Origin of the sequence: Streptomyces polyasparticus (assembly GCF_014493765.1) — a bacterium.
Lineage (GTDB): Bacteria > Actinomycetota > Actinomycetes > Streptomycetales > Streptomycetaceae > Streptomyces > Streptomyces polyasparticus.
The window spans coordinates 345,422-370,985 of the sequence record NZ_JACTVJ010000011.1 but is presented as its reverse complement, the minus strand read 5'-3'; the positions used below and the strand labels follow the sequence as shown (position 1 = coordinate 370,985).

The window sequence follows — 25,564 nt, the reverse complement described above, 5'->3', positions numbered from 1 at the left end:
TTCCTCCCAAGTCAGCGTGGGTCGGGCCCACTTCGGGCTCACGGCACACCAGGTCGCAGGGCTCACGGCAGTCGCGAGAACCACAGCAGTGACGCGGCCGCGGTCAGGAGCGCCGCCGCCAGACCGGCGCCGACGAACCAGGCCCACACCTCGCGCTCCTCCGTGCGGTGCCCGACGGAGCTGCCGATGTCCTCGTAGACCTCCTCCAGTTCCTCCCCGGACGCCGCCTCGTGGAAGTCGCCGCCGGTCTCCGAGGCCAGCTCTTCGAGCGCCGGGCCGTCGACGGGCACGGGTACCCGCGACCCCGCGGGTGTCTCGATCCACCCCTCCTCGGTGCCGTACGCGATGGTCGAGACCGGAATCCGCGCCTCGGCCGCGGCGGCGGCCGCCGAACTCACCGAGCGTCCCACCGTGTTGGCCCCGTCGGACAGAAGGACGACATGCGCGGGCGGAGGGTTCTCGCCCGCTTCCTCGTCGAGCCGCCGTACGGCGTCGCGCGCGGCGATCACCGCTTCGCCGATGGCGGTTCCCTCGCCGGTACGCAGGCTCCGGATGGCAGCCCGCAGCGCTTCGCGGTCCGTGCCCGGCGGCACTGCCACCGTGGCGGAGCCGCTGAACGGCACCAGGCCCGCGTTGAACCGGTCCGGCAGCTGCTCCACGAAGCCGAGTGCCGCCTTCTGCGCGGCCGCGAACCGGCTCGGCGCCACATCGGTCGCCTCCATGGAGCCGGACACGTCGAACGCGACCATCACCGTGGCCCGCTCCCTGGGCACCTGTACGTCCACACTCGGCCGGGCGAAGCCGACGACGAGCAGTCCGAGCGTGGCGCAGAAGGCCGCCGCGGGGACGTGCCGCCGCCAGCCGGGCGTGGTCGGCGCCACCTTGTCGAGCAGGTCGAGGTTGGTGAAGCGGACGGCATACCGGCCGCGTCTGCGCTGCATCACCACGTAGAGGCCGATGAGCGCGGCCAGCGGCACGAGCAGCAGGAGCCAGCCGGGCGAGGCGAGGGTCATGCCGCGCCTCCGCCCCTGCGCCGCTGCTCCGCGAGATGGCGTACGACATCGCGGACCCAGTCGCGATCGGTGCGCAGCCGCAGATGGGCGGCGCCGCTCGACCGTATCGCCTGCTGGATCTGCGCCCGCTGCTCCAGCGCGGCGTTCGCGTAGCGCTCCCGCAACTTGCGTGCCTGGGTGGGCACTTCGCGGCGTCGGCCGGTCTCCGGGTCCACGACGGTGAGCAGGCCGACGGCGGGCAGCTCCAGTTCGCGTGGGTCGACCGTCTCGACGGCCAGGACCTGGTGGTGGCGCGCGACGGCCCGCAGCGGCCGTTCCCAGCCGTCCTCGAGGAAGTCGGAGACGACCGCGACGAGTGCGCGCCGCCTGAGGGAGCGAAGCGAGCGCAGGGTGTCGCCGAGGGAGTGCCGCTGCGGGCCGGCCGCGACCCGGGGACGGTCGAGGGCGGCGTACAGGATGGACAGGAGATGACGGCGGCCGGTGCGCGGCGGGATGCGCAGGATGCCGTCGGGGCCGGTGATCTGGGCGCCGATGCGGTTGCCGGAGCGTTCGGTGAGGAACGCCACGGCCGCGGCGGCGCCGACCGCCAGGTCGCGCTTCTCCATCCGCCCCGTACCGAAGTCCATGCTGGCGGAGGCGTCGAGCACGATCCAGGTGGTGAGTTCGCGTTCGGCCTCGGTGAGGCGGACATGGGGGACGGTGGTGCGCGCGGTCGCGTTCCAGTCGATCCGGCGCACGTCGTCCGAGCCGGGCTCGTAGACGCGGGTGCGGTCGGGTTCGGTGCCAGGACCGGTGTTCAGGCCGCGGTGGTCGCCTTGGAGCACGCCGTCCACGCGGCGCGTGAACAGCAACTCCAGGTGCCGTAAGGCCTGTTCGGGGGTGAGTTCGGCGAGTGTCGTCATGCCGCCGCCTCCTCGACGGCCGCCTCGCGCGGGCTGATCTTCGGCTGCTCGACGGCGGCGAGCACCTCGTCGACCAGGGCGGCGGGTTCGACTCCGTCGGCCAGGGCGTCGAAGGACAGCACGAGCCGGTGGGCGATGACGTCGTGGGCGAGGCCGCGCACATCGTCGGGCAGGACGTACCCGCGGCCGCGCAGCAGGGCCAGGGCCCGGGCGGCGGCGACCAGGCCGAGCGTGGCGCGCGGGCCCGCGCCGTGCGCCAACCGGCGTTCGGGACCGGCCAGTTCACGGGTCGCGCACACCAGGCGGACCGCGTACTCGGCCACCGCGTGGTGCACGAACACCTCGTCGGCCGCCCGCTGCAGGGACAGGACCACGGACGGGGTGAGCACGCGGCGGGGGCGCGGCGCGTCGGTGCTCATCCGGTAGAGGATCGCGAGCTCCTCCGACTCGCTCGGCACGTCGATCTCCACCTTGAGCAGGAAGCGGTCCCGCTGGGCCTCGGGCAGCTGGTAGACGCCCTCGGACTCGATGGGGTTCTGCGTGGCGAGGACGAGGAAGGGCTCGGGGACCTCGACGGTCGTGCCGCCGAGCGAGACCTGGCGTTCGGCCATCACTTCGAGCAGGGCCGACTGCACCTTGGCGGGCGCCCGGTTGATCTCGTCGGCGAGCACCACGTTGGCGACGACCGGTCCGGGCTCGACGGTGAAGGTCTCCCGCGAGGCCCGGTAGATCCGGGTGCCGGTGATGTCGGAGGGGACGAGGTCGGGGGTGAACTGGATCCGCGCGAAGTGCCCGCCGACCACTTCGGCCAGGGACTTGGCGGCGAGCGTCTTGGCGACGCCCGGCACGCCTTGGAGCAGGCAGTGGCCGCGGGCCAGGACGGCGGTGAACATCCGCTCCACCATCCGGTCCTGGCCGACGATCACCCGCTTGACCTCGAACAGCGCCTCTTCCAGGAGCTTTTGGTCGTCGGGGGCGAGTGCGACGCTCACAGCGCCTCCGCCACCGTGGCCGGGTCCTCGGTGCCGGTGCCGTTGCCGTTGCCGGCGCCCTTGCCGGGGCAGTCCTCCTTGTCGGCCGCGGGTTCCTGGCCGGATCCGCGTTCGTCGACGACGATCCGTACATTCTTCGGCGTATCCCCGCCGTCGTCGGCGAACGCGCCGCTTGCTCCTGTGGCGATGCCTGCTGCGGCGAGTGCGGTGACCGAGGCGACGATTGCTTTGCGCGTACGTGACATGGGTCTGGCCTCCAGAGCAGTTGGGGCTCGGAAGGCCAGACCATCATCATGAGGCGAAAACGGGCTTAAAGAAGCCGGGCGGGCTCAGCGGCCTGGGGCCGCAGGGCCCGGAGAACCTCAGTGCTCGATCCCGTCCGCCAGCTTCTGCCCGCGCAGCAGGAACCAGGCCGCGACCGAGGCCGCGAGCAGGACCGCCGAGCCGGCGCCGGCCGCCATGCGCAGCCCGTCCACGAACGCGTCCTGCGCCGAGGTCAGCAGCGCCGCGCCCTGTTCGGCGGGCAGCGAGGCCGCCGACTCCCAGGCTCCGCCCAGGGATTCACGTGCGGCACCCGTCGCCTCGGCCGGCAGTCCGGCGGGCGCCGAGAAGTCCCGGTAGACCCCGGTGACGATCGAACCGAGCAGCGCGATACCGAGCGCCGCACCGAGCTCGTACGCCGTCTCCGAGACCGCCGACGCGGCACCGGCCTCCTCCTTGGGCACGCTGGAGAGGATCACGTCCGCCGTGACGGTGAACGCGAATCCCGCGCCGATGCCGACGACGAGGAGCAACGCGCCGAGCATCGGATAGCCGGTGGTGCGGTCGAGCAGCGTGAGCACCCCGAGCGCACCGCCGACGGCCGCGAGCCCGCCGGCCACCACCACGCGGACGGAGAACCGGCGCGCGACGCGTCCGGCGATCAGACCGGCGACCACCGCGCCGATCGCGGCGGGCAGTTCGGCAAGGCCGGCCTCCAACGGCTGCCGCCCCTGCACGAGTTGCAGGAACTGCGAGAGGAAGAAGACCAGACCCGACAGACCGAGGATGGTCAGCAGATCGGCGAGCACGGCGCCGGAGAAGCCCCGGTGGCGGAACAACTCCACGTTGAGCAGCGGCGAGGTCAGGGTGCGCTGACGCCGGACGAACCAGACCAGGGCCACGACACCGAGCAGCGCCGTGCCGGCCACATCGGCCCGGAAGCCGTGCGCGGCCGCCTCCTTGATGGCGTACACGATCGAGACCATGCCGACGAGCGAGAGGCCCACACTGAGGAGGTCCCAGGGTCCCGGCGCCGGGTTCTTCGACTCGGGGAGCAGCTTGATGCCGACGAGGACCAGGACCGCCATCACAGGGAGGTTGATCAGGAAGACCGAGCCCCACCAGAAGTGTTCGAGCAGGAACCCGCCGACGACCGGACCGACGGCGGCACCGGCCGAGGCCATCGCGCCCCAGATGCCGATGGCGAGCGAGCGCTCGCGCGGGTCGTGGAAGATGTTGCGGATCAGGGCCAGCGTCGAAGGCATCAGAGTGGCACCGGCGACACCGAGCAGGGCGCGGGCCAGGATCATCAGTTCGGGGCTGGTGGCATACGCGTTGAGCACGGACACGGCGCCGAACGCGACCGAGCCGACGAGCAGCAGCTTCTTGCGGCCGATGCGGTCGCCGAGGCTGCCCATGGAGACCAGCAGACCGGCGATCACGAACGAGTAGACGTCACCGATCCAGAGCAGCTGCGTGCCGCTCGGCCGCAGATCCTCGCTGATGTACGGCGAGGCGAGGCCGAGGACGGTGGCGTCGATGCCGACGAGCAGGACGGCCAGGGCCAGTACGGACATGGCCAGCCAGCGGCCGGGGTGGGGAGCCTGCAGGTCAGGGGCGGCCGCCTTCCCGGCCGGTATCTCGGGTCGGATGGTGGTCATGGCTATGCACTCCGTCGTACGCCGCCGAGCAGAAGCTCGACGATCATGAACTGGAAATCCTTGGCGGCGACCCGGCCGTCCTGTACGGACCAGGCGCCGGAGCCGACGAGGCCGTAGAGGGCCTCGGTCAGCCACACGGGCGAGAGATCGATCCGGAACTCACCGGACTCCTGGCCGCGCCGGAACAGCGCGGTGATCCGGTCGTCGATGCGGTTCCAGCCCTCGTTCATCTCGTCGGCCTCGAACAGCTGGTTCTCGGTGACGAGGAAGGCGAGGAAACCGGCGACGGGTTCGACCTCGGCGACGAGGCGGCGGACCGCGTCGGCGGCGGTGCCCTCGTCGAGACGCGCGGCGTCGAGCGCGGCCCCGAGCTGCCGCAGGCCCAGTTCTTCGAGGGCCTTGATCAGGGCGTCCCGGCCGGCGAACTGCCGGTGCAGGGTCGCACGGCTGATCCCGGCCGCCTTCGCCACCTCGTCCATCGTGGAGGTGGCCTTGCGGGTCAGGAGGGCCGCGGCGGCTCGGAGGATGTGTTCACGGTCGACTGCCATGAGACGACCATACCTCACATAAGACAAGAATGTCTCATGCACTCACGCGGCTGCGCCCACCGCCGCACGCCGAAGGGCCCGGCCACCGCAGACGGTGACCGGGCCCTTCCTCGTACGACCTACTTCTTGGCGTCAGCCCAAGCGCGCTGGACAGCGAGGTCCTGCTTGACCTCGGCCAGCTGGACCGCGACCGCCGACGGCGCCGTACCGCCGCGGCCGCTGCGCGAGGCGAGCGCGCCCGGGACGGTCAGGACCGTGCGGACCTCGGGGGTCAGATGCGCCGAGATCTTGGCGAACTGCTCGTCCGTGAGCTCGTCGAGCTCCTTGCCCTCGGACTCGGCGACCTTGACGCACTCCCCCGCGACCTCGTGCGCGACGCGGAACGGAACGCCCTGCTTGACCAGCCACTCGGCGATGTCGGTCGCGAGCGAGAACCCGGCCGGGGCCAGCTCCTCCATGCGCTCGCGGTGCACGGTGAGCGTGGCCATCATCCCGGTGAAGGCGGGCAGCAGGATCTCCAGCTGGTCACAGGAGTCGAAGACCGGCTCCTTGTCCTCCTGCAGATCGCGGTTGTACGCGAGCGGCAGCGCCTTGAGCGTCGCCATCAGACCGGTCAGATTGCCGATCAGACGGCCGGACTTGCCGCGCGCCAGCTCGGCGATGTCCGGGTTCTTCTTCTGCGGCATGATCGACGAACCGGTGGAGAACGCGTCGTGCAGCGTGACGAAGGAGAACTCCTTCGTGTTCCAGATGATGACCTCTTCGGCGATCCGCGAGAGGTTCACGCCGATCATCGCGGTGATGAAGGCGAACTCGGCGACGAAGTCACGCGAGGCCGTGCCGTCGATCGAGTTGCCCGAGCTCCCGTGCTCGAAGCCCAGGTCCTTCGCCACCGCCTCCGGGTCGAGGCCGAGGCTGGAGCCCGCGAGCGCACCCGAGCCGTACGGCGAGACCGCGGTCCGCTCGTCCCACTGCCGCAGCCGCTCGGCGTCCCGGGACAGGGACTGCGCATGCGCCAGTACGTGGTGCGCGAAGAGCACCGGCTGGGCGTGCTGGAGGTGGGTGCGGCCGGGCATCGCGACGTCGGGGTGCGCCTCGGCGAGGCCGACGAGCGCGTCCTGGAGGTCGGCGATCAGACCGCCGATGATCCGGGCGTGGTCGCGCAGGTACATCCGGAAGAGCGTGGCCACCTGGTCGTTGCGGGACCGGCCTGCCCGCAGCTTGCCGCCGAGCTCGGCGCCGAGGCGTTCGAGCAGGCCGCGCTCCAGAGCGGTGTGCACATCCTCGTCGGCGATCGTGGCGGTGAACTCGCCGCTCGCGACGTCCTGTTCGAGCTGGTCGAGCCCGCCGATCATGCGCTCCAGCTCGTCGGCCGTGAGCAGTCCGGCCTTGCGCAGGACGCGGGCGTGGGCGCGCGAACCGGCGATGTCGTACGGCGCGAGCCGCATGTCGAAGTGCACGGATGCGGACAGCTTCGCCAGGGCCTCGGCGGGACCGTCGGCGAAACGGCCGCCCCAGAGGCGGAGGTTGTCGGCGGGGGTGCTCACTGCGGGGTGCTCCTCGGGAGGGTGGTGGTGCGGTCGCCTCCCCGCCGTCGGGCGGGGAGGCGACTGACGTTACGTGCGGCGGGCGCCGGTCAGTCGGTGCCGGACTCCATCGCGGCCCGGTCCAGGGCCTCGTCCTCGTCCGTGGCCTCGCCGCGCGAGGCGATCGCCTGGGCACCGCCCTCGGGCATGGCGCCGATCAGGCCGGTGGCGGCCGCGGACTCCGCACCCAGGATGCCGAGGCCCGCGTACTGCTCCAGCTTGGCACGCGAGTCGGCGATGTCGAGGTTCCGCATGGTGAGCTGGCCGATCCGGTCGACCGGGCCGAACGCGGAGTCCTCGGTGCGCTCCATGGAGAGCTTGTCCGGGTGGTAGCTGAAGGCCGGGCCCTGGGTGTCGAGGATCGAGTAGTCCTCGCCCCTGCGCAGCCGCAGCGTGACCTCGCCGGTCACGGCCGAACCGACCCAGCGCTGAATCGACTCACGGACCATCAGTGCCTGCGGGTCCAGCCAGCGGCCCTCGTACATGAGACGGCCGAGCCGCCGGCCCTCGTTGTGGTACTGGGCGAGGGTGTCCTCGTTGTGGATGGCGTTGACGAGCCGCTCGTAGGCGGCGTGCAGGAGCGCCATGCCGGGGGCCTCGTAGATGCCGCGGCTCTTGGCCTCGATGATCCGGTTCTCGATCTGGTCGGACATGCCCAGGCCGTGCCGGCCGCCGATGGCGTTGGCCTCCATCACCAGGTCGACGGCGGAGGCGAACTCCTTGCCGTTGATGGTGACGGGCCGGCCCTGCGCGAAGCCGATCGTGACGTCCTCGGTGGGGATCTCGACCGAGGGGTCCCAGAACTTCACGCCCATGATGGGGTTCACGGTCTCGACGCCCGTGTCGAGGTGCTCGAGGATCTTGGCCTCGTGGGTGGCGCCCCAGATGTTGGCGTCGGTGGAGTACGCCTTCTCGGCGGAGTCCCGGTAGGGCAGTCCGTGCGCGACCAGCCACTCGGACATCTCCTGCCGGCCGCCGAGCTCCGCGACGAAGTCGGCGTCCAGCCAGGGCTTGTAGATCCGCAGATTGGGGTTGGCGAGCAGGCCGTAACGGTAGAACCGCTCGATGTCGTTGCCCTTGTACGTGGAGCCGTCGCCCCAGATCTGGACGTCGTCCTCGAGCATCGCCTTGACCAGCATGGTGCCGGTGACCGCCCGGCCGAGCGGCGTGGTGTTGAAGTACGCACGGCCGCCGGAGCGGATGTGGAACGCGCCGCAGGTCAGTGCGGCAAGGCCCTCCTCGACAAGCGCGGCGCGGCAGTCCACCGCGCGCGCGATCTCCGCGCCGTAATTCTTCGCACGGCCCGGCACCGAGGCGATGTCGGGCTCGTCGTACTGGCCGATGTCGGCGGTGTACGTGCACGGAACGGCGCCCTTGTCGCGCATCCACGCGACCGCGACGGAGGTGTCGAGACCACCGGAGAAGGCGATGCCGACGCGCTCGCCGGCCGGAAGGGAAGTGAGGACCTTGGACATAGGAAGAGTATGCATGACTCCGCATGATCATGCAACCGGCGCCTCGTAGCTCTGGGCAGTCGTGCCGCAGGGCGGCACGGGTGGGCACAGCGGCACCCGCCGGAGGCAGCAAAAAGGGGCCAACCCGCGGAAACCCGCAGATCGGCCCCTCGCCGAAGACCGACTCAGCCCCGCTGAGCCAGCTTCAAAAGGTGATCGGCCAGCGCCTGCCCACCGGACGGATCCCGGCAGATCAGCATCAACGTGTCGTCCCCGGCGATCGTCCCGAGAATCGGATGCAGCTCGGCCTGGTCGATGGCAGAGGCCAGGAACTGGGCCGCCCCCGGAGGCGTGCGAAGGACAACGAGGTTCGCCGAGGCCTCCGCCGAGATCAGCAGCTCCCCCGCCAGCCGCCGCATCCGCTCCTCCTTGGCGGACTCGCCGAGCGGAGCCTGCGGCGTACGGAAACCGCCCTCGCTGGGCACCGCGTAGATCAGCTCACCGCCGGTGTTGCGGATCTTCACGGCACCGAGCTCGTCGAGGTCCCGCGAGAGCGTCGCCTGCGTGACGTTCAGACCGTCGTCCGCGAGCAGCTTCGCCAGCTGGCTCTGCGAGCGCACCGGCAGCCGGTTGAGGATGTCCACGATCCGGCGGTGCCGTGCGGTGCGCGTCTGCGGTACGGACGGCCCGTGCTGGTCGTTGTCCTGCGCCTGGCTCATCGTCGTCTCATTCTCATCGTCCGTCCCCGTCGGCCGCGAGGGCCTTGTCCAGAATGCCGGGCAGCGCCTGGAGGAACGATTCCACCTCGGCGTCGCCGATGGTGAGCGCCGGCATCAGGCGGACCACATCGGGGGCGGGTGCGTTCACCAGGATCCCGGCGTCCTGAGCCGCCTTCTGCACCTGGGGCGCGAGCGGCTCGGTGAGCACCATACCGAGCAGCAGGCCCGCTCCCCGGACATGGCCGACGAGCGGATGTCCGGAACTCTCGATTCCGTCGACGAGCTTCGCGCTCATCGCCTTGACGTTGTCGAGCAGACCCTCCGCCTCGATGGTCTCCAGTACGGCGAGTCCCGCGGCGCAGGCGATCGGGTTGCCGCCGAAGGTGGTGCCGTGCTGGCCGGGCTGAAGCAGCTCGCCCGCGGCGCCGAACGCCACGACAGCGCCGAGCGGCAGACCGCCGCCGAGTCCCTTGGCGAGCGTGACGACATCGGGCTCGACACCTTCGTGCGCGAGGTACTCGAACCACTGCCCGGTCCGCCCGATCCCGGTCTGCACCTCATCGAGCACGAGCAGGGTCCCGGTGGCCCGGGTGATCTCCCGCGCGGCCCGGAGATAGCCGGCCGGCGGCACGACCACGCCGTTCTCGCCCTGGATCGGCTCGATGATGACGAAGGCGGTCTCCGTGGTCACGGCCGCGCGCAGCGCCTCCGCGTCCCCGTACGGGACATGTGTGACGTCGCCGGGCAGCGGCGTGAACCCGTTCTGCTTGCCGGCCTGTCCGGTGAGCGCGAGCGCGCCCATGGTCCGGCCGTGGAAGCCGCCCTCGGTCGCGACCATGTGGGTGCGCCCGGTGAGCCGGCCCAGCTTGAAGGCCGCCTCGTTGGCCTCCGTACCGGAGTTGCAGAAGAAGACCCTGCCCTCTCGGCCGAAGCAGCGCAGGAGGTGCTCGGCGAGCGCCACGGTCGGTTCGGCGATGAAGAAGTTGGAGATCTGGCCGAGGGTCGCGACCTGGTCGCTGACCGCGCGGACGACCGCCGGGTGGGCGTGCCCAAGGGCGTTCACGGCGATACCGCCGATGAAGTCCAGGTACTCCTTGCCGTCGGCGTCCCAGACCTTCAGGCCCTCACCGCGGGCGAGCGTCATGCGCGGGGCGCCGTAGTTGTTCATCATCGCGCCCTGCCAGCGCGCGGCGAATGCGGCGTTGCTCATGAGGCTTCGTCCCCCTCGGGTTCGTCCGGCACGACCATCGTGCCGATGCCTTCGTCGGTGAAGATCTCCAGAAGGATGGAGTGCGGTACGCGTCCGTCGATCACACGGGCGGTGTGCACCCCGTTGCGTACGGCGTGCAGGCAGCCCTCCATCTTGGGCACCATGCCGCTCGCCAACTCCGGGAGCAGCTTCTCGAGTTCACCGGCCGTGAGTTTGCTGATGACCTCGTCGGAGTTCGGCCAGTCCTCGTAGAGGCCCTCGACGTCGGTCAGGACCATCAGGGTTTCGGCATCCAGCGCAGCAGCGAGTGCCGCAGCCGCCGTATCAGCATTGACGTTGTAGACATGTCCGTCGTCCTGGGAGCGGGCGATCGAGGAGACGACCGGGATACGGCCGTCCGCGAGCAGGGCTTCGATGGCGCCGGTGTCGATCTCGGTGATCTCGCCGACCCGGCCGATGTCGACCAACTCGCCGTCGACGCGCGGCTGGTGCTTGGTCGCGGTCATGGTGTGCGCGTCCTCGCCGGTGAGGCCGATGGCGAGCGGTCCGTGCTCGTTGAGCAGCCCGACGAGCTCGCGCTGCACCTGTCCTGCGAGGACCATGCGTACGACGTCCATGGCGTCCTCGGTGGTGACCCGCAGACCGGCCTTGAACTCGCTGACGATCCCGTGCCGGTCGAGCGCCTTGCTGATCTGGGGGCCGCCGCCGTGCACGACGACGGGCTTGAGGCCCGCGTGGTGCAGGAAGACCACGTCCTGCGCGAAGGCGGACTTCAGCTCCTCGTCGACCATGGCGTTGCCGCCGAACTTGATGACGACGGTCTTGCCCTGGTGCCGCGTCAGCCAGGGCAGCGCCTCGATGAGGATCTGCGCCTTGGGCAGGGCGGTGTGCTTGCGGGTCGTACTGCTCTTCGGATTGTTCTTCGGGTCGCTCATGAGGAGTACGCGCTGTTCTCGTGGACGTAGTCGGCGGTCAGGTCGTTGGTCCAGATCGTGGCCGTCTCGGCGCCCGCGGCGAGGTCGGCGACGATGTGCACCTCGCGGTAGCGCATGTCGACCAGGTCGCGGTCCTCGCCGACGCCGCCGTTCTTGCAGACCCAGACGCCGTTGATGGCGACGTTCAGCTGGTTCGGGTCGAACGCGGCCTTCGTCGTGCCGATCGCGGAGAGCACCCGGCCCCAGTTGGGGTCCTCGCCATGGATGGCGCACTTGAGGAGGTTGTTGCGGGCGATGGACCGGCCGACCTCGACGGCGTCCTCCTCGCTCGCGGCGTTGACCACCTCGACCTTGATGTCCTTGCTGGCGCCTTCGGCGTCGCGGATCAGCTGCTGGCCGAGGTCGTCGCAGACCTCTCGTACGGCGGCGGCGAACTCGTCGTACTCCGGGGTGACTTCGGACGCACCGGAGGCGAGCAGCAGCACGGTGTCGTTCGTCGACATGCAGCCGTCCGAATCGACCCGGTCGAAGGTCAGCCGGGTCGCGTCCCGCAGCGCCTTGTCGAGTACGTCGCTGTCGAGGGCGGCATCCGTCGTGATCACCACGAGCATGGTGGCGAGCCCGGGAGCGAGCATGCCGGCGCCCTTGGCCATGCCGCCGACGGTCCAGCCGCCCTTGGTGACGACGGCGGTCTTGTGCACGGTGTCCGTGGTCTTGATGGCGATGGCGGCCTTCTCACCGCCGTGTTCGGACAGTTCGGCCGCGACCTGCTCGACGCCGGGCAGGAGCTTGTCCATCGGCAGGGTCACACCGATCAGCCCGGTGGAGCAGACGGCCACCTCGCCGGCGTCGACGCCGTCGAGCACCTCGGCCACCTTCTCGGCGGTGGCGTGGGTGTCCTGGAAGCCCTTGGGGCCCGTACAGGCGTTGGCGCCACCGGAGTTGAGGATGACGGCCGAGACCTGGCCGCTCTTGAGGACCTGCTCGGACCACAGGACCGGGGCGGCCTTGACGCGGTTGGAGGTGAAGACGCCGGCGGCGGCCTGTCGGGGGCCGCGGTTGACGACGAGCGCGAGGTCGGGGTTTCCGTTCTCCTTGATTCCGGCGGCGATGCCCGCGGCCTGGAATCCCTTGGCTGCCGTCACACTCACTGTGTCTCCTTGTTCGCTTCTCCGCCCGCGCAGCGCAGAGGCGCGGGTTTCGTGGTCATCTGCGGCCCGGCGGCTGCGCGTGCGTCGCTCACGGAGCGACTCCGATCGCAGAAAGCCCCGTGGCCTCGTCGAGACCGAGGGCGATGTTCATGGACTGGACGGCACCGCCTGCGGTGCCCTTGGTGAGGTTGTCGATGGCGCTGATCACGACGATGCGCTGGGCGCTCTCGTCGTACGCGACCTGGATCTGCACGGCGTTGGACCCGTACACGGAGGCGGTGGCGGGCCACTGCCCCTCCGGCAGCACGTGCACGAACGGCTCGTCCGCGTACGCCTTCTCATACGCCGCGCGTACGGCCTCGGCGTTCACACCCGGCTTCGCCTTGACGTTGCAGGTGGCGAGGATGCCGCGGGCCATCGGGGCGAGGGTCGGCGTGAAGGACACGGTGACCTTCTCGCCCGCCGCCGCACTGAGGTTCTGGATCATCTCGGGCGTGTGCCGGTGCCCGCCGCCCACGCCGTACGGGGACATCGAGCCCATCACCTCGGAGCCGAGCAGATGCGGCTTGAGCGCCTTGCCGGCTCCGGAGGTGCCGGTGGCGGCGACGATCACGGCGTCGTTCTCGGCGAGACCGTTCGCATACGCGGGGACGAGGGCGAGCGAGACGGCGGTCGGGTAGCAGCCGGGGACGGCGATGCGCTTGGTGTCCTTGAGTGCCTGCCGCGCGCCCGGCAGCTCGGGCAGGCCGTAGGGCCAGGTCCCGGCGTGCGGGGAGCCGTAGAACTTCTCCCAGTCCCCCGCGTCCTTCAGCCGGAAGTCGGCCCCCATGTCGACGACGAGGGTGCCTTCGCCCAGCTGCTCGGCGACAGCGGCGGACTGTCCGTGCGGCAGCGCGAGAAAGACCACGTCATGCCCGGCGAGCACCTCGGCGGTGGTCGGCTCCAGGATCCGGTCGGCGAGGGGCAGCAGATGAGGCTGCAGGGCGCCGAGGCGCTGACCCGCGTTGGAGTTCCCGGTCAGGGCGCCGATCTCGACCCCGGGGTGCGCAAGCAGCAGACGCAGCAGCTCCCCGCCCGCGTACCCACTTGCTCCTGCGACAGCGGCCCGTACCACCATGGATGCCTCCCTTTTGATGGCATGACTATACGTGGAGCCGTACGGTTATGCAAAGGGTTCCATGGTCGCAGCGCCCTGGGGACGCCTGAGCGGAGCCATGGGCCCAGGGGCGCTCGCCGCGCTGTCATTGGCCTGAGCCACCATGGGGATGCGGACGACAGACGTGAAAAGGGGGGCCTGCGGTGGGTGCGATCGAAGAGCTGTCGGATCCCGAGCTGTGTGAAGCGGCGCGGGAGAGGCTGGTGGCGCAGGGGGCGGCGGCGGTGGGGCCGCTGGTGCGTGCCCTGGTCGGCACTGACTCCCGGCGCCTTTGCTCGCAGATCGAGGGGGTCCTGGCACACGGCCTGGGCCCGGAGCTCGCATACGACGCCGTGCTCTCGGCTCTTGCCGAGGCGGCGGATGACGCGTCACGTCGACAGCTCAGCTCGGCGTTCACCAAGTTCCGCAGCGTCGAGCGCTTCGTGGAGGCACTGGCGCACGACTCCGCGGCCGTGCGCAGCTCTGCCGCGTACGGCATTCAGACCCTCTGCTCGGTGGCCTTCGGCAGGGAGCCGCAGCCCGGTGTCGACTACGCACAGGTGGCCGAAGCCCTGCTCCCCTTGCTCGGCGATCCCGATCCGGAGGTGGCCCAGCGCGCCGAGTGGGCGCTGGACATGCTCGGTCCGTCCGCCCATGAGCCGCTGCGCCGCGTGCGGGCGCGAGGTCCGGGGCGGTTGCGGGCCAGGGCGCTCACCGCACTGGCCGCTTCGGGCGGCGAGGAAGCACTGTCGCCGGCGGACCGCGCCGCGGTGGAGCGGCTGATCCGCATCAAGCTCCCGCACGACAAGGCCATGTCCCTGGACGTGTGCTTCACCTCCTGGCTCGCCGTCCCCACGGACGACCAGCGGGGCATCGCCGATCTGCTCGGCCTCCACGAGGCCCGTCCGGCCACATTCGCCCTGGGCCGCGACATCGGGGCGCACGACAGCCACGACGGAGCCGAGTACGGCAGGGTCTACGTCACTCCGGCGGTGGACGGCTGGACTCTGGTGCTCGGCCCTTGGTGTTCCCCCGTCGCCCCGGAGCGCGCGGCGGACGTCCTGCGGCTCGTCACCGAGCTGAGTCGCCGCTACGGCAGGGCGCAGGCGTACTACTTCGGTGAACAGGGCGGCGGTTCGGGCTGGCTCATCGCCGAGAACGGCGAGGTCGTGCGCCGCTTCAGCGCCTCCTGGAGCAGCGATGACGCACAGTTCACGCTGGGCGATCCCCTGCCCGAGGAGCACGCCGCCTGCCAGGAGGAAGGTGTGGCGATGGAGGAACCCGAGGAGTGGCAAGAGCTCGCGCCCTACCTCGCGCCCCTTCTGGCAGGCCAACTGGGCGTGAGCCCGCTCGACTTGGGCCCGCACACGAAGGTGCGCGGCGCCGGGCTCGTGGCGCTCACTCCGTACGCCAGGGAAAACGGGCGACCGCGCACCGGGGCATACGCCCTCTGAATCGGACGTTGCAGCTCATTCTCGTACGAGAATGTCGGCCGTCGCGTGGATGGCCGGCGCCGTCCGGGACATCAGTCACCCGGCGCAGGAGTCGGACGCCGTGGACAGCACCGAGGACCCGCTGATCCTGGCGCGGTACATCAAGAGCCACTTGCAGGAGAACCTGCCGCCGGGTCACGGCAGTTGAGCGGACACCAACTCGCGCAGCCGTTCCCGTGGCAGAGCCGGATGGGCTGCCGCCGCCTCGACCACTTGCCAGTCGGCGTGATCGAGCAGGGCGGCGAGCGTGGACGGCGCCAGTGCCGGGTGCGAGGCGGCGGGGACGCGGGCTTGTACGTCCGTGAGGCAGACACGTAGCGCTGCGTCGGTCGCGTGCGGATGGCGGGCGATGGCGCGGAGCGCTTTGCGTACGGGGGTGGACTTGGCCGCGAGCTCCTCCAGCAGGGACGACGGCGTCGCCTGGTTCTCCGTGACCTTCGCGTACACCCGGCTGCCATGGCGCTCGGCCATGGCCCGCAGCTGGGACTCGGTGAGTCCGGGGTGCGGTGCGATGGACTTGGCCACCTTCGCGTCGGGGTCCTCGGCGAGCAAGTCGCGTATCCGCGGCGGCAGATCGCGTCGCCCGGCCACGAGCATCCTCAGCTCCGGGTTGCGTGAGCGGGCCAGCTGTTCCGTTTCGCCCGGCGTGGCCGCGGCGATTCTCGGCAGCACCCCGGGCCCGAGCTTCGTGGTGGCGGTCAGGCGGTCAAGGAGGGCGAGCGGAAGCCGGGGGTTGTGCGCGGCGCCTCGGCGGACGAGTTCATGCGTGTCCTCGGCGAGGCGGTGCAGCAGGGATTCGGTGATCGCACGGTTCTGCGCGACCGTTTCCCGAACGCCGGGCACCAGATGGCCTGCCAGCAGTTCGTACGCTTCCGGCGGCAGGTCCGTCCGCGACGCCGGGCCCCAACTGGGCCACACCGCTTCATGGTCGAGGTGCGGCAGGATCGCCGAGACGGGCGTGGCCGGATTGAGCAGAGCCGCGTCCCGGATGGCGCGCGGCTCAGCGCAGGGCTCCGCCTCCGCGAGGGACGCGAGCCCATCCCTCGTAAGCAGTGCGGCAAGGACCGCAGGCGGCGTTGCCTCGTTGCACGCCGCGGCGCGACGAACGGCTGCTGACGCATGGCCCGCGAGGCGAGCCGCCACCTCGGCCGGGGCCCACAACGCGAGCTCGGCCACCACCCCTTCGGCGCCGTCCGCCGCGAGCAAGGCCACAACATCATCCGGCAGCCCAGAACAGGCCGCGAGCCGCTCACGGTGCTCGACGACAGCGCTCCGGGCCAGGACACGCGCCAACCCGGCCTCACCCGCGCCCTCTTCGAGGAGCGCGAGCGCGACATCCGGCCGCGCCATCGGATCGACGTCAGCCGCCGTCAGCCGTCCCGCACGCGCGAGGGCCACACCGCACTCCGGGCCTTGCGCGAAGAGCGCCCGTGTCTGCGCGCGCGTCAGGTCCGGGCGGCTCGCCAGCTCGTCGGCGAGGACGGGTCCCGCCTGCGCGATCAGTACGTCGACCAGGTCGGCGGGAAGGGCAGGATTGGCGGCGAGACCGCGCAGAAGTGAGTCCACGGCAGGCATGGTGCCGTGAGGGCTGCGGCCGGCGCCTGCGAATATCGCGGACCCCGGGCGCCTTCGACAGCAGCGAGCGCATTCCGCGCTTCCGTGTCACGGCTACCGTCGTGGCATGGAGATCCCGGCGATCGCGCGAAGCAAGGCTCTGAGTCTGGGTGAGCGGGGGCGGGAGTGGATCGATTCGCTGCCGGTGCTGGTGCGGGACATCGAGCGGGCGTGGGCGGTCACCGTCGGGGAGCCGCTGGTCGGTGGTACGGCGGCGTATGTGGCGCGGGTCCGCACGTCGTACGGTGAGGACGCGGTGCTGAAGCTCGCCGTGCCCGATGACGGGTTCGCGGGGCAGGCCCGGGCGCTGCGGCTCGCGCGGGGACAAGGCTATGTGCGGTTGCTGCGCCACGATGAAGGGCGCAACGCGCTCCTGCTCGAAGCGCTCGGTGATCCGCTGGACCAACTGGCCGGCGCAGAGGAGCAGTTGGATGTGCTCGCGGCGCTGCTGCAGCAGGCCTGGGCCGTACCGCTGCCGCCCGCCGACGGACCGTTCGAGAACAAGGCGCGCAGCCTGTACGAGCTCGTGAACCGTCTGTGGCACGAGCTGGGGCGGCCCTGTCCGGAGCCGGTGGTGGCCAAGGCGCTCGCATACGCGGAGAGGCGGGCCCGCTTCGGACCCGGCGACTGCGTCCTGGTGCACGGGGATCCGCATCCGGGCAACGCCCTGCGGACCCTCACGCCCCGCGAAGGCGCCGGGACCGGCTATGTGTTCGTCGACCCCGAAGGGTTCCTCGCCCCGCCCGCGTACGACCTGGGCGTGGTGCTCAGGGAGTGGTGTGCCGAGCTGCTCGCCGCGCAGGACCCGGTGCGGCTGGCCCGCGGCTACTGCGCGCGGCTGGCCGCCGCCACCGGCGAGGACGAGACCGCCGTATGGGAGTGGGGATTTCTGGAGCGGGTGTCGAGCGGGCTGTACTGCCTGGCCCACGGTGCACCCGAAATCGGCCGGCCGTTCCTGCAGACAGCCGGGCTGCTTGTACGGGAGGGCTGAGCACACCCCGTACACGGAGCACACCCCGTTCTGGCGGACACAACGACGCGAGGGCCGACCGTCTCCGAGACGGTCGGCCCTCGGCGCTGGTTCAGCGGCCCTGAGCCTCGGCTTCCGCCTCGGCCTTGGCGGCCTTCTTCTCCTTGAGACGGACGGCCTCTTCGCGGACCTTCGCCTGCGTGGCGCGCTCCTGGCGCAGCCACTCGGGCATCTCCTCGCGGAGCGCGTCGATCTGCTCGGTCGTGAGCGCATCGGTCACACCGCCGCGGGCGAGGCCGGCGATCGAGACGCCGAGCTTGGCGGCGACGACGGGGCGCGGGTGCGGACCGTTCTTGCGGAGGTCGGCGAGCCACTGGGGCGGCTCGGCCTGCAGAGCGTTGAGCTCGGCGCGCGAGACGACGCCCTCCTGGAACTCCGCGGGAGTGGCCGGAAGGTACACGCCCAGCTTCTTCGCCGCGGTCGCGGGCTTCATGGTCTGGGTGTTCTGGTGCTGGGTCATGGCATCAAGGGTAGCGATCACCAGCGGTCCGGCCGACCACGAGCGGCACGGTCCGAGGCCGGGCGGACAGCGCCCGGCGGGTAATCTGGCCAGGTGACAGGCGCTGCAGTACCCCCGGTGACAGGCTCGGACGGTCCGGCGGAGTTCCGGCTCGCCTACGTTCCGGGCGCGACGCCCGCCAAGTGGGTGCGGATCTGGCGTGAACGGCTGCCCTCCATCCCGCTGACGCTGGTCGCCGTCGAGCCCGCCGAAGCCGCCGATCTGGTGGCCTCGGGCGGAGCGGAGGCCGGGCTGCTCCGGATGCCGGTGGACAAGACCCGGTTCAACGCGATCCCGCTGTACGCGGAGACGACCGTGGCCGTCGTCCCCAAGGACCACGTGGTCACGGCCGCCGACGAGATCACGCTCGCCGATCTGGCCGACGAGATCGTGCTGCATCCGCTCGACGACACCCTCGGCTGGGACGAGCTGCCGGGGAAGCCCGCGCTCGAGCGTCCGGCCACGACCGCCGATGCCGTCGAGCTGATCGCGGCCGGTATCGGCGTGCTGATCGTGCCGCAGTCCCTCGCCCGGCTGCACCACCGCAAGGACCTCACGTACCGGCCCGTCGCCGATGCGCCCGAGTCGCGGATGGGGCTGGTGTGGCCGCAGGGTGACACCTCCGATCTGATGGAGCAGTTCATCGGGATCGTGCGCGGGCGGACGGTGAACAGTTCGCGCGGTCCGTCTCCGGCGGAGGTCGAGGCGGCGCGCGGCAAGGGGAAGAAGGGGGCCGGAGCCGGGTCCGGCAAGGGCGGCTCGGGCTCGGCCAAGGGCGGCAAGGGCGGTTCCGCCAAGGGCTCGCCCCGCAGCGGCGCGGGCAGGGGTGGCGCGGGCAAGGGCGGTGCGCGGTCCGGCGGCTCGGCGTCCGGCGCCCGCGGCGGAAAGCCTCGCCGGCGGGGCTGAGGCAGGGCGATCGGCCGGGGTCTCGCGTTCGGCCCCAGACCTGGCCCGAGGCCTGGGATCCGATCGGGCACTCGTCCCAGGACCTCGCCCGAGGCCCGGGATCCGATCGCGCCCTCGGCCCGGGACCTGGCCCCCAGCCCGGAACCCGGCCAACGGACCAGGACATGGCCCTCGACCCGAGACCTGTCCCAGGCCCGGAACCCACCCGCCCCGCACCCGCGCACGAGGCTCGGATCTCTGCCCGCCCCGCACCCGCGCACGACGCCCGGGTCTCTGCCCGCCCCGCGCACGAGACCCGGCACACTGCCATGCTGGACGGATGGCGCTTCTCTCCGCAGCGGCCGGTGAGTGGACCGGCACCAACGGGTTCCGGCTCATGCCCGACGACCCGCTGTCCGAACGCCCAGCGACGGCCACCCTCGCGCTCGCCGCAGGCGGCCACCTGACCTCCCTCACGTACAGCTGGGAGCACCCGGACGACGGCCCGCAGGAGGGGCTCCTCGTCATCGGCAGAGCGGAGGACGGGGAGCGCGGCGAGGGCGCGGGCACGCTCACGGCCACATGGGGCGACTCCTGGCACCAGAAGCCGGCCCCGATGACCCTCGCAGGGCGCCTCGCCGAGGACGGTTCGGTCGGTCTGGACGCGCGGTACGGCGAGGGCTGGGGCTGGCACATCGCCGTGACGGCCACCGCGGAAGGCCTGCGGATGCGGATGGACAACGTGCTGCCACCCGAGTACGCGACACCGCAGGTGCCTTCGTATCCAGCGATGGTCATGGAGCTCGGCCGCACCGAGTGAGCGTGGGCTGCCCTGCCGAGTGAGCGTGGGCGACTCCACCGAGCGAGCCCGTCGACGTGCCGACCAAACCCGGCCGGCACGCCAAGTGCACCCGGGCGGGCCCCAGTCGGAGCCCGCCTGCAGCCACGGCCGAGTCGAGGACCCCGCCCCGAAGCCCGAGCCCGCCTCACACCCTGCGCCCGCCCCGAAGCCCGAGCCCGCCTCACACCCTGCGCCCACCCCGCAACTCCAGCCGCTCCCCCGCGAACCGCTCCCTGAAGCCCCGGTCGTGCGAGACGACGACCACCGCGCCCGGATACTCGGCGAGCGCGGTCTCCAGGTCCTCGACCAGATCGAGCGCGATGTGGTTGGTCGGCTCGTCCAGGACGAGGAGGTCCGAGGGCCGCGTCACGAGGACCGCGAGCTGCAGCCTGCGCTGCTGTCCCGCGGACAGGTCCGCCACCGGGACGCGCAGGTCCTCCTCGCGGAACAGGCCGAGGGAGAGCAGCTCTTCGGCGTGCTCGTCGGGCAGCCCCGGCCGTCCCGCCGCGAAGGCCGCGAGGAGCGGGAGGCGCGTGGTGCGCACCGGCAGCTCCTGCGCCAGATAGCCGGTACTCGCCGAGCGGCGGACCGTGCCCGCGTCCGGCTCCAGATCGCCGGCCAGGACACGCAGCAGGGTGGTCTTGCCGGCGCCGTTCTCGCCCGTCACGAGCAGCCGCTGCCCGGGCGTGACGGTCAACTGCCCGGGCAGAAAGAGCCGTTCGCCGACCCGCACGTCATCGAGGGCGACCAGCGTGCGCTCGCCGGCCGGAGCAGGCGCCGCGGGCAGCGTGGCCCCGAACCGCAGCGGGACCGGCGGCGCCGCCACCGGATGGCGCCGCAGGTCCGCGAGCCGCTCACGGACCGCCCGCACCTGGCCGCCGAGCTTCGCCTCGTGCGAGCGGCGGTGCTTGCCGAAGCCCTGGCCTGGGTCCTTGCCGGTGCCGGCGAGGCGCCGCCCGGCGGCCTCCAACAGCTCCTCGGTACGGGCGACTTCGTCCACCCACTCCGCGTAGTCCTGCTCGGCACGGCGCCGCGCGGATGCCTTCGCGGTGCGGTATCCGGCCCAGCCGTCCCCGTACCGGCGCACGCTGCGCGTATCGCGGTCCACCTCGAGGATGGTGGTGGCGATGCGCTCCAGGAAGCCGCGGTCGTGCGTGACCGCGACGACGGTGCCGCGGTGGGCGCGCAGTTGTTCCTCCAGCCAGCGCACGGCGCCCACGTCGAGGTGGTTGGTCGGCTCGTCGAGGAGCAGCAGTTCGGGGGCGGCGGCAAGCACGCAGGCGAGCGCGAGGCGGGACTGTTCGCCGCCGGAGAGCGAGCCGAGCACGCGGTCGCGGGTGATCCCGGCGAGTCCGAGCCCGTGCAGCGCGGCGTCGACGCGGGTGTCCGCCTCGTAGCCGCCGCGCTCCTCGTACGCGATCAACAGTTCGCCGTACGCGGCGAGTTCGGCCTCGGACGCCTCCCCGAGGCGCTCCTCCGCCGCCCGCAGGCCGCGCTCCATGGCGCGCAGATCGGCGAGGGCGAGGTCGACCGCGTCCTGCACGGTGCACTCGGGATCGAGGTCGAGGGTCTGGGCGAGGTGGCCGACTCCGCCGGGGAAGCTGACGGTGATCTCGCCGGAGTCGGGTGTCTCGGCCGCGGCGAGCAGCCGCAGGAGGGTGGACTTGCCGGAGCCGTTCTCGCCGATGACGGCGGCTTTGTCGCCCGGGCGGACGGTGAAACCGACCTGGTCGAGGACGGTTCTCGTCCCGTACGACTTGGTGACGTCCTTGACGGACAGCTGCGCCACGGCAGCGGGCATGACGGTATGGGCGCGTTCGCGCATGGTTCTTTCCCTGGATACGAGGGGTCTACGGGCAGCAGAAACGGCGGCGTGGGCCGTGCCCGGACTCAGAGAAAGAAGTAGTGACGCATGCCGCCACCATACAAGACGAGCCGTCTCGTCTCAAACGCAAAGCGGACGGGGAGCGGAAAAGGCCGGAGGGAACGCAAGAAGACCGCCCCGGCCGGAGGAGAACTCCGGCCGGGGCGGTCCCGGTGTCAAAGACCCTGAGCGTTACGCCAGCGTCGACAGCGCCTTGTTCAGCGTGGCCGACGGACGCATCACCGCGGAGGCCTTGGTGACGTCCGGCTGGTAGTAGCCGCCGATGTCGGCCGGGCTGCCCTGGACGGCGAGCAGCTCGTCGACGATCTTCTGTTCGTCGGCCGCGAGCGACTCGGCGAGCGCGGCGAAGTCCTTCGCCAGGTCGGCGTCGGCCGTCTGCTTCGCCAGCTCCTGGGCCCAGTAGAGGGCCAGGTAGAAGTGCGAGCCGCGGTTGTCGATGCCGCCGACGCGACGGGTCGGGGACTTGTCGTTCTCCAGGAACGTGGCCGTCGCGCGGTCCAGGGTGTCCGCGAGGACCTGGGCGCGGGCGTTGCCCGTGGTGGTCGCGAGGTGCTCGAAGGAGACCGCGAGCGCGAGGAACTCGCCGAGCGAGTCCCAGCGCAGGTAGTTCTCCTTGACCAGCTGCTGGACGTGCTTCGGGGCGGAGCCGCCGGCGCCCGTCTCGAAGAGGCCGCCACCGTTCATCAGCGGGACGACGGAGAGCATCTTGGCGCTGGTGCCGAGCTCCAGGATCGGGAACAGGTCCGTGAGGTAGTCGCGGAGCACGTTGCCGGTGACCGAGATGGTGTTCTCGCCGCGGCGGATGCGCTCCAGGGAGAACGCGGTCGCCTCGACCGGGGACATGATCTCGATCTGCAGACCCGAGGTGTCGTGGTCGCCCAGGTACTTCTTGACCTTCTCGATCAGGACGGCGTCGTGCGCACGGGTCGCGTCCAGCCAGAACACGGCCGGGTCGCCGGTGGCGCGGGCACGTGTGACGGCGAGCTTGACCCAGTCCTGGATCGGGGCGTCCTTGGTCTGGCAGGCGCGGAAGATGTCGCCCTCGGCGACCTCCTGCTCCAGGACGACGTTGCCCGCGGTGTCGACGAGGCGGACGGTGCCGGCCGCGGCGATCTCGAAGGTCTTGTCGTGGGAGCCGTACTCCTCGGCCTTCTGCGCCATCAGGCCGACGTTCGGGACCGAGCCCATGGTGGCCGGGTCGTAGGCGCCGTTGGCGCGGCAGTCGTCGATGACGACCTGGTAGATGCCGGCGTAGGAGCTGTCCGGCAGGACCGCGAGGGTGTCGGCCTCCTGGCCGTCCGGGCCCCACATGTGGCCGGAGGTGCGGATCATGGCCGGCATCGAGGCGTCGACGATGACGTCGGACGGCACGTGCAGGTTGGTGATGCCCTTGTCGGAGTCGACCATCGCGAGCTCCGGGCCCTCGGCCAGCTCGGCCTCGAAGGAGGCTTTGATCTCGGCGGCCTCGGGCAGCGACTCGACGCCCTTGAGGATGCCGCCGAGGCCGTCGTTCGGGGAGAGGCCGGCGCCGGCCAGGACCTCGCCGTACTGCTTGAAGGTCTTCGGGAAGAAGGCACGCACCGCGTGGCCGAAGACGATCGGGTCGGAGACCTTCATCATCGTGGCCTTGAGGTGCAGCGAGAACAGCACGCCCTCGGCCTTGGCGCGCGCGATCTGCTCACCGAGGAAGGTGCGCAGCGCGGCGACGTGCATCACGGAGGCGTCGACGACCTCGCCCGCGAGGACCGGTACGGACTCGCGCAGGACGGTCGTGGTGCCGTCGGCGGCCACGTGCTCGATGCGCAGGGCGCCGTCCTCGGCGATGACCGTGGACTTCTCGCTGGAGCGGAAGTCGTCGGCGGCCATGTGCGCGACGTTGGTCTTGGACTCGGGGGTCCAGGCACCCATGCGGTGCGGGTGGTTCTTCGCGTAGTTCTTGACCGAGGCGGGGGCGCGGCGGTCCGAGTTGCCCTCACGCAGGACCGGGTTGACGGCCGAGCCCTTGACCTTGTCGTAGCGGGCGCGGATCTCGCGCTCCTCGTCCGTCTTCGGGGCGTCCGGGTACGCGGGGAGCGCGTAGCCCTGGCCCTGCAGCTCGGCGATGGCGGCCTTGAGCTGCGGGATCGAGGCCGAGATGTTCGGCAGCTTGATGATGTTGGCCTCGGGCGTCTTGGCCAGCTCGCCGAGCTCCGCGAGCGCGTCCGGAATCCGCTGTCCCTCTTCGAGGTACTCGGGGAACTGCGAGATGATCCGCCCGGCCAGCGAGATGTCACGGGTCTCGACGCTCACGCCGGCCGTCGAGGCGTACGCCTGGATCACCGGCAGGAACGAATGGGTGGCCAGGGCCGGGGCCTCGTCAGTGTGCGTGTAGATGATGGTCGAGTCAGTCACCGGGTGCTCCGCTCCACGTCTGCATCGTCGGTACGTCTGTGCGTCGTCGGTCGAGATTACTCGACATCAAGATATCTCGTGCCGGGGGCTCTCTGGCCAGAGGGCCGGGCGACCTCTCCCCTAGGGTTCACGTCATGTCCATCACACTCGGCGCCGCGGCCCGCCGCCTCCTCGAAGACCCTCACCCTGCGATCCTCGCCACGCTCAATGCCGATGGCAGCCCGCAGACCTCCCCGGTCTACGTGGGCCTGGACGGCGACGTTCTCGTCATCCCCTCGCAGGCGGGCCGGCGCAAGCACCGGAACCTGCTGCGGGACCCGCGGGTCAGCATCACCGTGTACGACACCGCCCACCCGCAGAACTACGTCGAGGTGCGCGGCACGGCCACCGTCACCGAGGACACCGGGCGCCGGCTCGCGGCGGCGCTCGACGAGCAGTACGACGGCCCGGGCGCGGGCGACTCCGTGCTCGCGCTGCCGCCCGAGGTCCAGCGGATCGTCATCCGCATCACGCCCGAGCACGTGGCGGGACGGGACGCCCACTGAGCGACGGCCGCCGGCGTCACCACGCGGCGCCGGCGGCTTCCCGTATACGGCTCCACAGCACGCCGAAGAGCTCGCCCGCCCCGTCGGCCCGCTCGAACGCCGGGTCCGCGACGAGCCGGGCGACCTCCGGCGCACGGCGTTCGTACGCGCGCAGCACCTCGGCGTCCGGGCCCCGCATCTCATAGACGCCCCGCAAGAAGAGGAGCGCGGAACTCACGGCCCAGACAGGCGAGTTGAGCGGCAGCCCCGGCGAAACGGGCAGGCCACCGGCGACGGCCCAGGGATCACGGGCCACGTACCGCACGGTGCCGACTCCGGTGAACTCCGCGGCGGCCGTGCACATCGCGCACGGTTCGAGGCTGGACCAGAGCGTGTGCGCGGCCAGATCCCATTCCGTGCGCGCCCGGGCCAGCGCATTCGTCTCGGCATGGGCGAGCGGGGTCCCCTGCAGCGGATCCGAGCCGCCCGGAGGGTCGTACGCGCGATTGCGGCCCTCGGCGACGATGGCGCCCGATGCGTCGGTGAGCACCGCGCCGCAGGCGAGACCTCCGTTGCGGAGCGAGGTGTGGGCGAGCTCGAGGCAGCGGCGCGCGGCCGGGTCGAGCGCCTGCCATGCGGTCGCGAAGTCATCGGCCATGGCGCGATCCTAGGGAGCGCCGCAGGTGGGCAGGAGGCCCGAGAAGTACCGCAGCAGGACATCGGGCATGGCGAAAGCCACAGAGGAGCCTCAGCCCCGAGCAGCGGAGCATCCGACCGGAAGAGTCCCCCGTCGGGACATCGGACCCGAGAAGTTCCGCAGCGCAACATCAAGCCG

At 71.3% G+C, this 25,564-nt stretch carries 24 protein-coding genes; 6 read left to right on the top strand and 18 right to left on the bottom strand.

Annotated features, from left to right (window positions below; translation table 11 throughout):
• Positions 1 to 62: 62 nt before the first annotated feature.
• The 13 genes from H9Y04_RS23740 to argC form a co-directional block, all read right to left on the bottom strand.
• Positions 63 to 1,013 carry a VWA domain-containing protein gene (locus tag H9Y04_RS23740; protein ID WP_187816009.1) on the bottom strand — a complete coding sequence of 317 codons (951 nt, stop codon included), beginning with the start codon at positions 1,011 to 1,013 and terminating at the stop codon, positions 63 to 65.
• Positions 1,010 to 1,915, bottom strand: coding sequence for a DUF58 domain-containing protein (locus H9Y04_RS23735; protein WP_187816008.1), 906 nt, complete (start codon positions 1,913 to 1,915; stop codon positions 1,010 to 1,012). Before H9Y04_RS23735 ends, H9Y04_RS23740 begins: the two co-directional genes overlap by 4 nt.
• The gene (locus H9Y04_RS23730) at positions 1,912 to 2,907 is read right to left on the bottom strand and encodes an AAA family ATPase (protein WP_308801075.1); all 996 of its coding nucleotides are present in this window, start codon (positions 2,905 to 2,907) and stop codon (positions 1,912 to 1,914) included. The genes H9Y04_RS23735 and H9Y04_RS23730 overlap by 4 nt, the downstream gene beginning before the upstream one ends.
• Entirely contained in the window at positions 2,904 to 3,152 is a 249-nt protein-coding gene (locus tag H9Y04_RS23725) for a hypothetical protein (protein ID WP_187816007.1), read from the bottom strand. Before H9Y04_RS23725 ends, H9Y04_RS23730 begins: the two co-directional genes overlap by 4 nt.
• 117 nt (positions 3,153 to 3,269) lie before the next feature.
• Positions 3,270 to 4,829, bottom strand: coding sequence for an MFS transporter (locus H9Y04_RS23720; protein WP_187816006.1), 1,560 nt, complete (start codon positions 4,827 to 4,829; stop codon positions 3,270 to 3,272).
• A 2-nt stretch (positions 4,830 to 4,831) separates the two neighbouring features.
• Positions 4,832 to 5,377: a TetR/AcrR family transcriptional regulator gene (locus H9Y04_RS23715; protein WP_187816005.1), complete on the bottom strand. Its 546-nt coding sequence runs from the start codon at positions 5,375 to 5,377 to the stop codon at positions 4,832 to 4,834.
• A gap of 119 nt (positions 5,378 to 5,496) precedes the next feature.
• On the bottom strand, positions 5,497 to 6,924 hold the full coding sequence (argH, locus tag H9Y04_RS23710) for an argininosuccinate lyase (protein ID WP_187816004.1): 1,428 nt from the start codon (positions 6,922 to 6,924) through the stop codon (positions 5,497 to 5,499).
• Between the two features lie 89 nt (positions 6,925 to 7,013).
• On the bottom strand, positions 7,014 to 8,438 hold the full coding sequence (gene argG / locus H9Y04_RS23705) for an argininosuccinate synthase (protein ID WP_187816003.1): 1,425 nt from the start codon (positions 8,436 to 8,438) through the stop codon (positions 7,014 to 7,016).
• Positions 8,439 to 8,602: 164 nt separating this feature from the next.
• Complete coding sequence (locus H9Y04_RS23700) at positions 8,603 to 9,136, bottom strand: arginine repressor (RefSeq protein WP_187816002.1); 534 nt, start codon at positions 9,134 to 9,136, stop codon at positions 8,603 to 8,605.
• A 13-nt stretch (positions 9,137 to 9,149) separates the two neighbouring features.
• On the bottom strand, positions 9,150 to 10,346 hold the full coding sequence (locus tag H9Y04_RS23695; protein ID WP_187816001.1) for an acetylornithine transaminase: 1,197 nt from the start codon (positions 10,344 to 10,346) through the stop codon (positions 9,150 to 9,152).
• Positions 10,343 to 11,281 (bottom strand): acetylglutamate kinase, encoded by a 939-nt coding sequence (gene argB / locus H9Y04_RS23690; protein ID WP_187816000.1) that lies wholly within the window; start codon positions 11,279 to 11,281, stop codon positions 10,343 to 10,345. Before argB ends, H9Y04_RS23695 begins: the two co-directional genes overlap by 4 nt.
• Positions 11,278 to 12,432, bottom strand: coding sequence for a bifunctional glutamate N-acetyltransferase/amino-acid acetyltransferase ArgJ (argJ, locus tag H9Y04_RS23685; RefSeq protein WP_187815999.1), 1,155 nt, complete (start codon positions 12,430 to 12,432; stop codon positions 11,278 to 11,280). Before argJ ends, argB begins: the two co-directional genes overlap by 4 nt.
• 88 nt (positions 12,433 to 12,520) lie before the next feature.
• Entirely contained in the window at positions 12,521 to 13,549 is a 1,029-nt protein-coding gene (gene argC, locus H9Y04_RS23680) for an N-acetyl-gamma-glutamyl-phosphate reductase (RefSeq protein WP_187815998.1), read from the bottom strand.
• Positions 13,550 to 13,731: 182 nt separating this feature from the next.
• Here argC and H9Y04_RS23675 point away from each other — a divergent pair, with 182 nt between their 5' ends.
• Both H9Y04_RS23675 and H9Y04_RS23670 read left to right on the top strand, forming a co-directional pair.
• Positions 13,732 to 15,021 carry a HEAT repeat domain-containing protein gene (locus H9Y04_RS23675; RefSeq protein ID WP_187815997.1) on the top strand — a complete coding sequence of 430 codons (1,290 nt, stop codon included), beginning with the start codon at positions 13,732 to 13,734 and terminating at the stop codon, positions 15,019 to 15,021.
• Positions 15,022 to 15,052: 31 nt separating this feature from the next.
• Positions 15,053 to 15,208, top strand: coding sequence for a hypothetical protein (locus H9Y04_RS23670; RefSeq protein WP_187815996.1), 156 nt, complete (start codon positions 15,053 to 15,055; stop codon positions 15,206 to 15,208).
• Here H9Y04_RS23670 and H9Y04_RS23665 read toward each other — a convergent pair.
• Entirely contained in the window at positions 15,196 to 16,635 is a 1,440-nt protein-coding gene (locus tag H9Y04_RS23665; RefSeq protein WP_214661490.1) for a hypothetical protein, read from the bottom strand. The two genes, H9Y04_RS23670 and H9Y04_RS23665, sit on opposite strands and share 13 nt — an antisense overlap.
• A 106-nt stretch (positions 16,636 to 16,741) precedes the next feature.
• Here H9Y04_RS23665 and H9Y04_RS23660 point away from each other — a divergent pair, with 106 nt between their 5' ends.
• A complete protein-coding gene (locus H9Y04_RS23660) occupies positions 16,742 to 17,665 on the top strand; it encodes an aminoglycoside phosphotransferase family protein (protein WP_187815994.1) in 924 nt (307 codons plus the stop codon).
• A gap of 91 nt (positions 17,666 to 17,756) precedes the next feature.
• Here the strand turns inward: H9Y04_RS23660 and H9Y04_RS23655 are convergent, their stop codons facing one another.
• Positions 17,757 to 18,164, bottom strand: a complete 408-nt coding sequence (locus H9Y04_RS23655) for a DUF5997 family protein (protein WP_187815993.1) — start codon at positions 18,162 to 18,164, stop codon at positions 17,757 to 17,759.
• A 117-nt stretch (positions 18,165 to 18,281) separates the two neighbouring features.
• Between H9Y04_RS23655 and H9Y04_RS23650 the strand changes: the two genes are divergently transcribed.
• Together H9Y04_RS23650 and H9Y04_RS23645 are read left to right on the top strand one after the other, a co-directional pair.
• Positions 18,282 to 19,109, top strand: a complete 828-nt coding sequence (locus H9Y04_RS23650; RefSeq protein ID WP_187815992.1) for a LysR family substrate-binding domain-containing protein — start codon at positions 18,282 to 18,284, stop codon at positions 19,107 to 19,109.
• A gap of 319 nt (positions 19,110 to 19,428) precedes the next feature.
• Complete coding sequence (locus tag H9Y04_RS23645; protein ID WP_187815991.1) at positions 19,429 to 19,908, top strand: hypothetical protein; 480 nt, start codon at positions 19,429 to 19,431, stop codon at positions 19,906 to 19,908.
• Positions 19,909 to 20,110: 202 nt separating this feature from the next.
• Here H9Y04_RS23645 and abc-f read toward each other — a convergent pair whose 3' ends face one another.
• Together abc-f and H9Y04_RS23635 are read right to left on the bottom strand one after the other, a co-directional pair.
• A complete protein-coding gene (gene abc-f, locus H9Y04_RS23640) occupies positions 20,111 to 21,730 on the bottom strand; it encodes a ribosomal protection-like ABC-F family protein (protein ID WP_438818140.1) in 1,620 nt (539 codons plus the stop codon).
• 255 nt (positions 21,731 to 21,985) lie between these two features.
• On the bottom strand, positions 21,986 to 24,205 hold the full coding sequence (locus H9Y04_RS23635) for an NADP-dependent isocitrate dehydrogenase (RefSeq protein ID WP_187815989.1): 2,220 nt from the start codon (positions 24,203 to 24,205) through the stop codon (positions 21,986 to 21,988).
• Positions 24,206 to 24,339: 134 nt separating this feature from the next.
• Between H9Y04_RS23635 and H9Y04_RS23630 the strand changes: the two genes are divergently transcribed.
• A complete protein-coding gene (locus tag H9Y04_RS23630) occupies positions 24,340 to 24,750 on the top strand; it encodes a PPOX class F420-dependent oxidoreductase (protein ID WP_187815988.1) in 411 nt (136 codons plus the stop codon).
• A 16-nt stretch (positions 24,751 to 24,766) separates the two neighbouring features.
• Here the strand turns inward: H9Y04_RS23630 and H9Y04_RS23625 are convergent, their stop codons facing one another.
• Positions 24,767 to 25,387, bottom strand: a complete 621-nt coding sequence (locus H9Y04_RS23625; protein WP_187815987.1) for a nucleoside deaminase — start codon at positions 25,385 to 25,387, stop codon at positions 24,767 to 24,769.
• Positions 25,388 to 25,564: the final 177 nt, after the last annotated feature.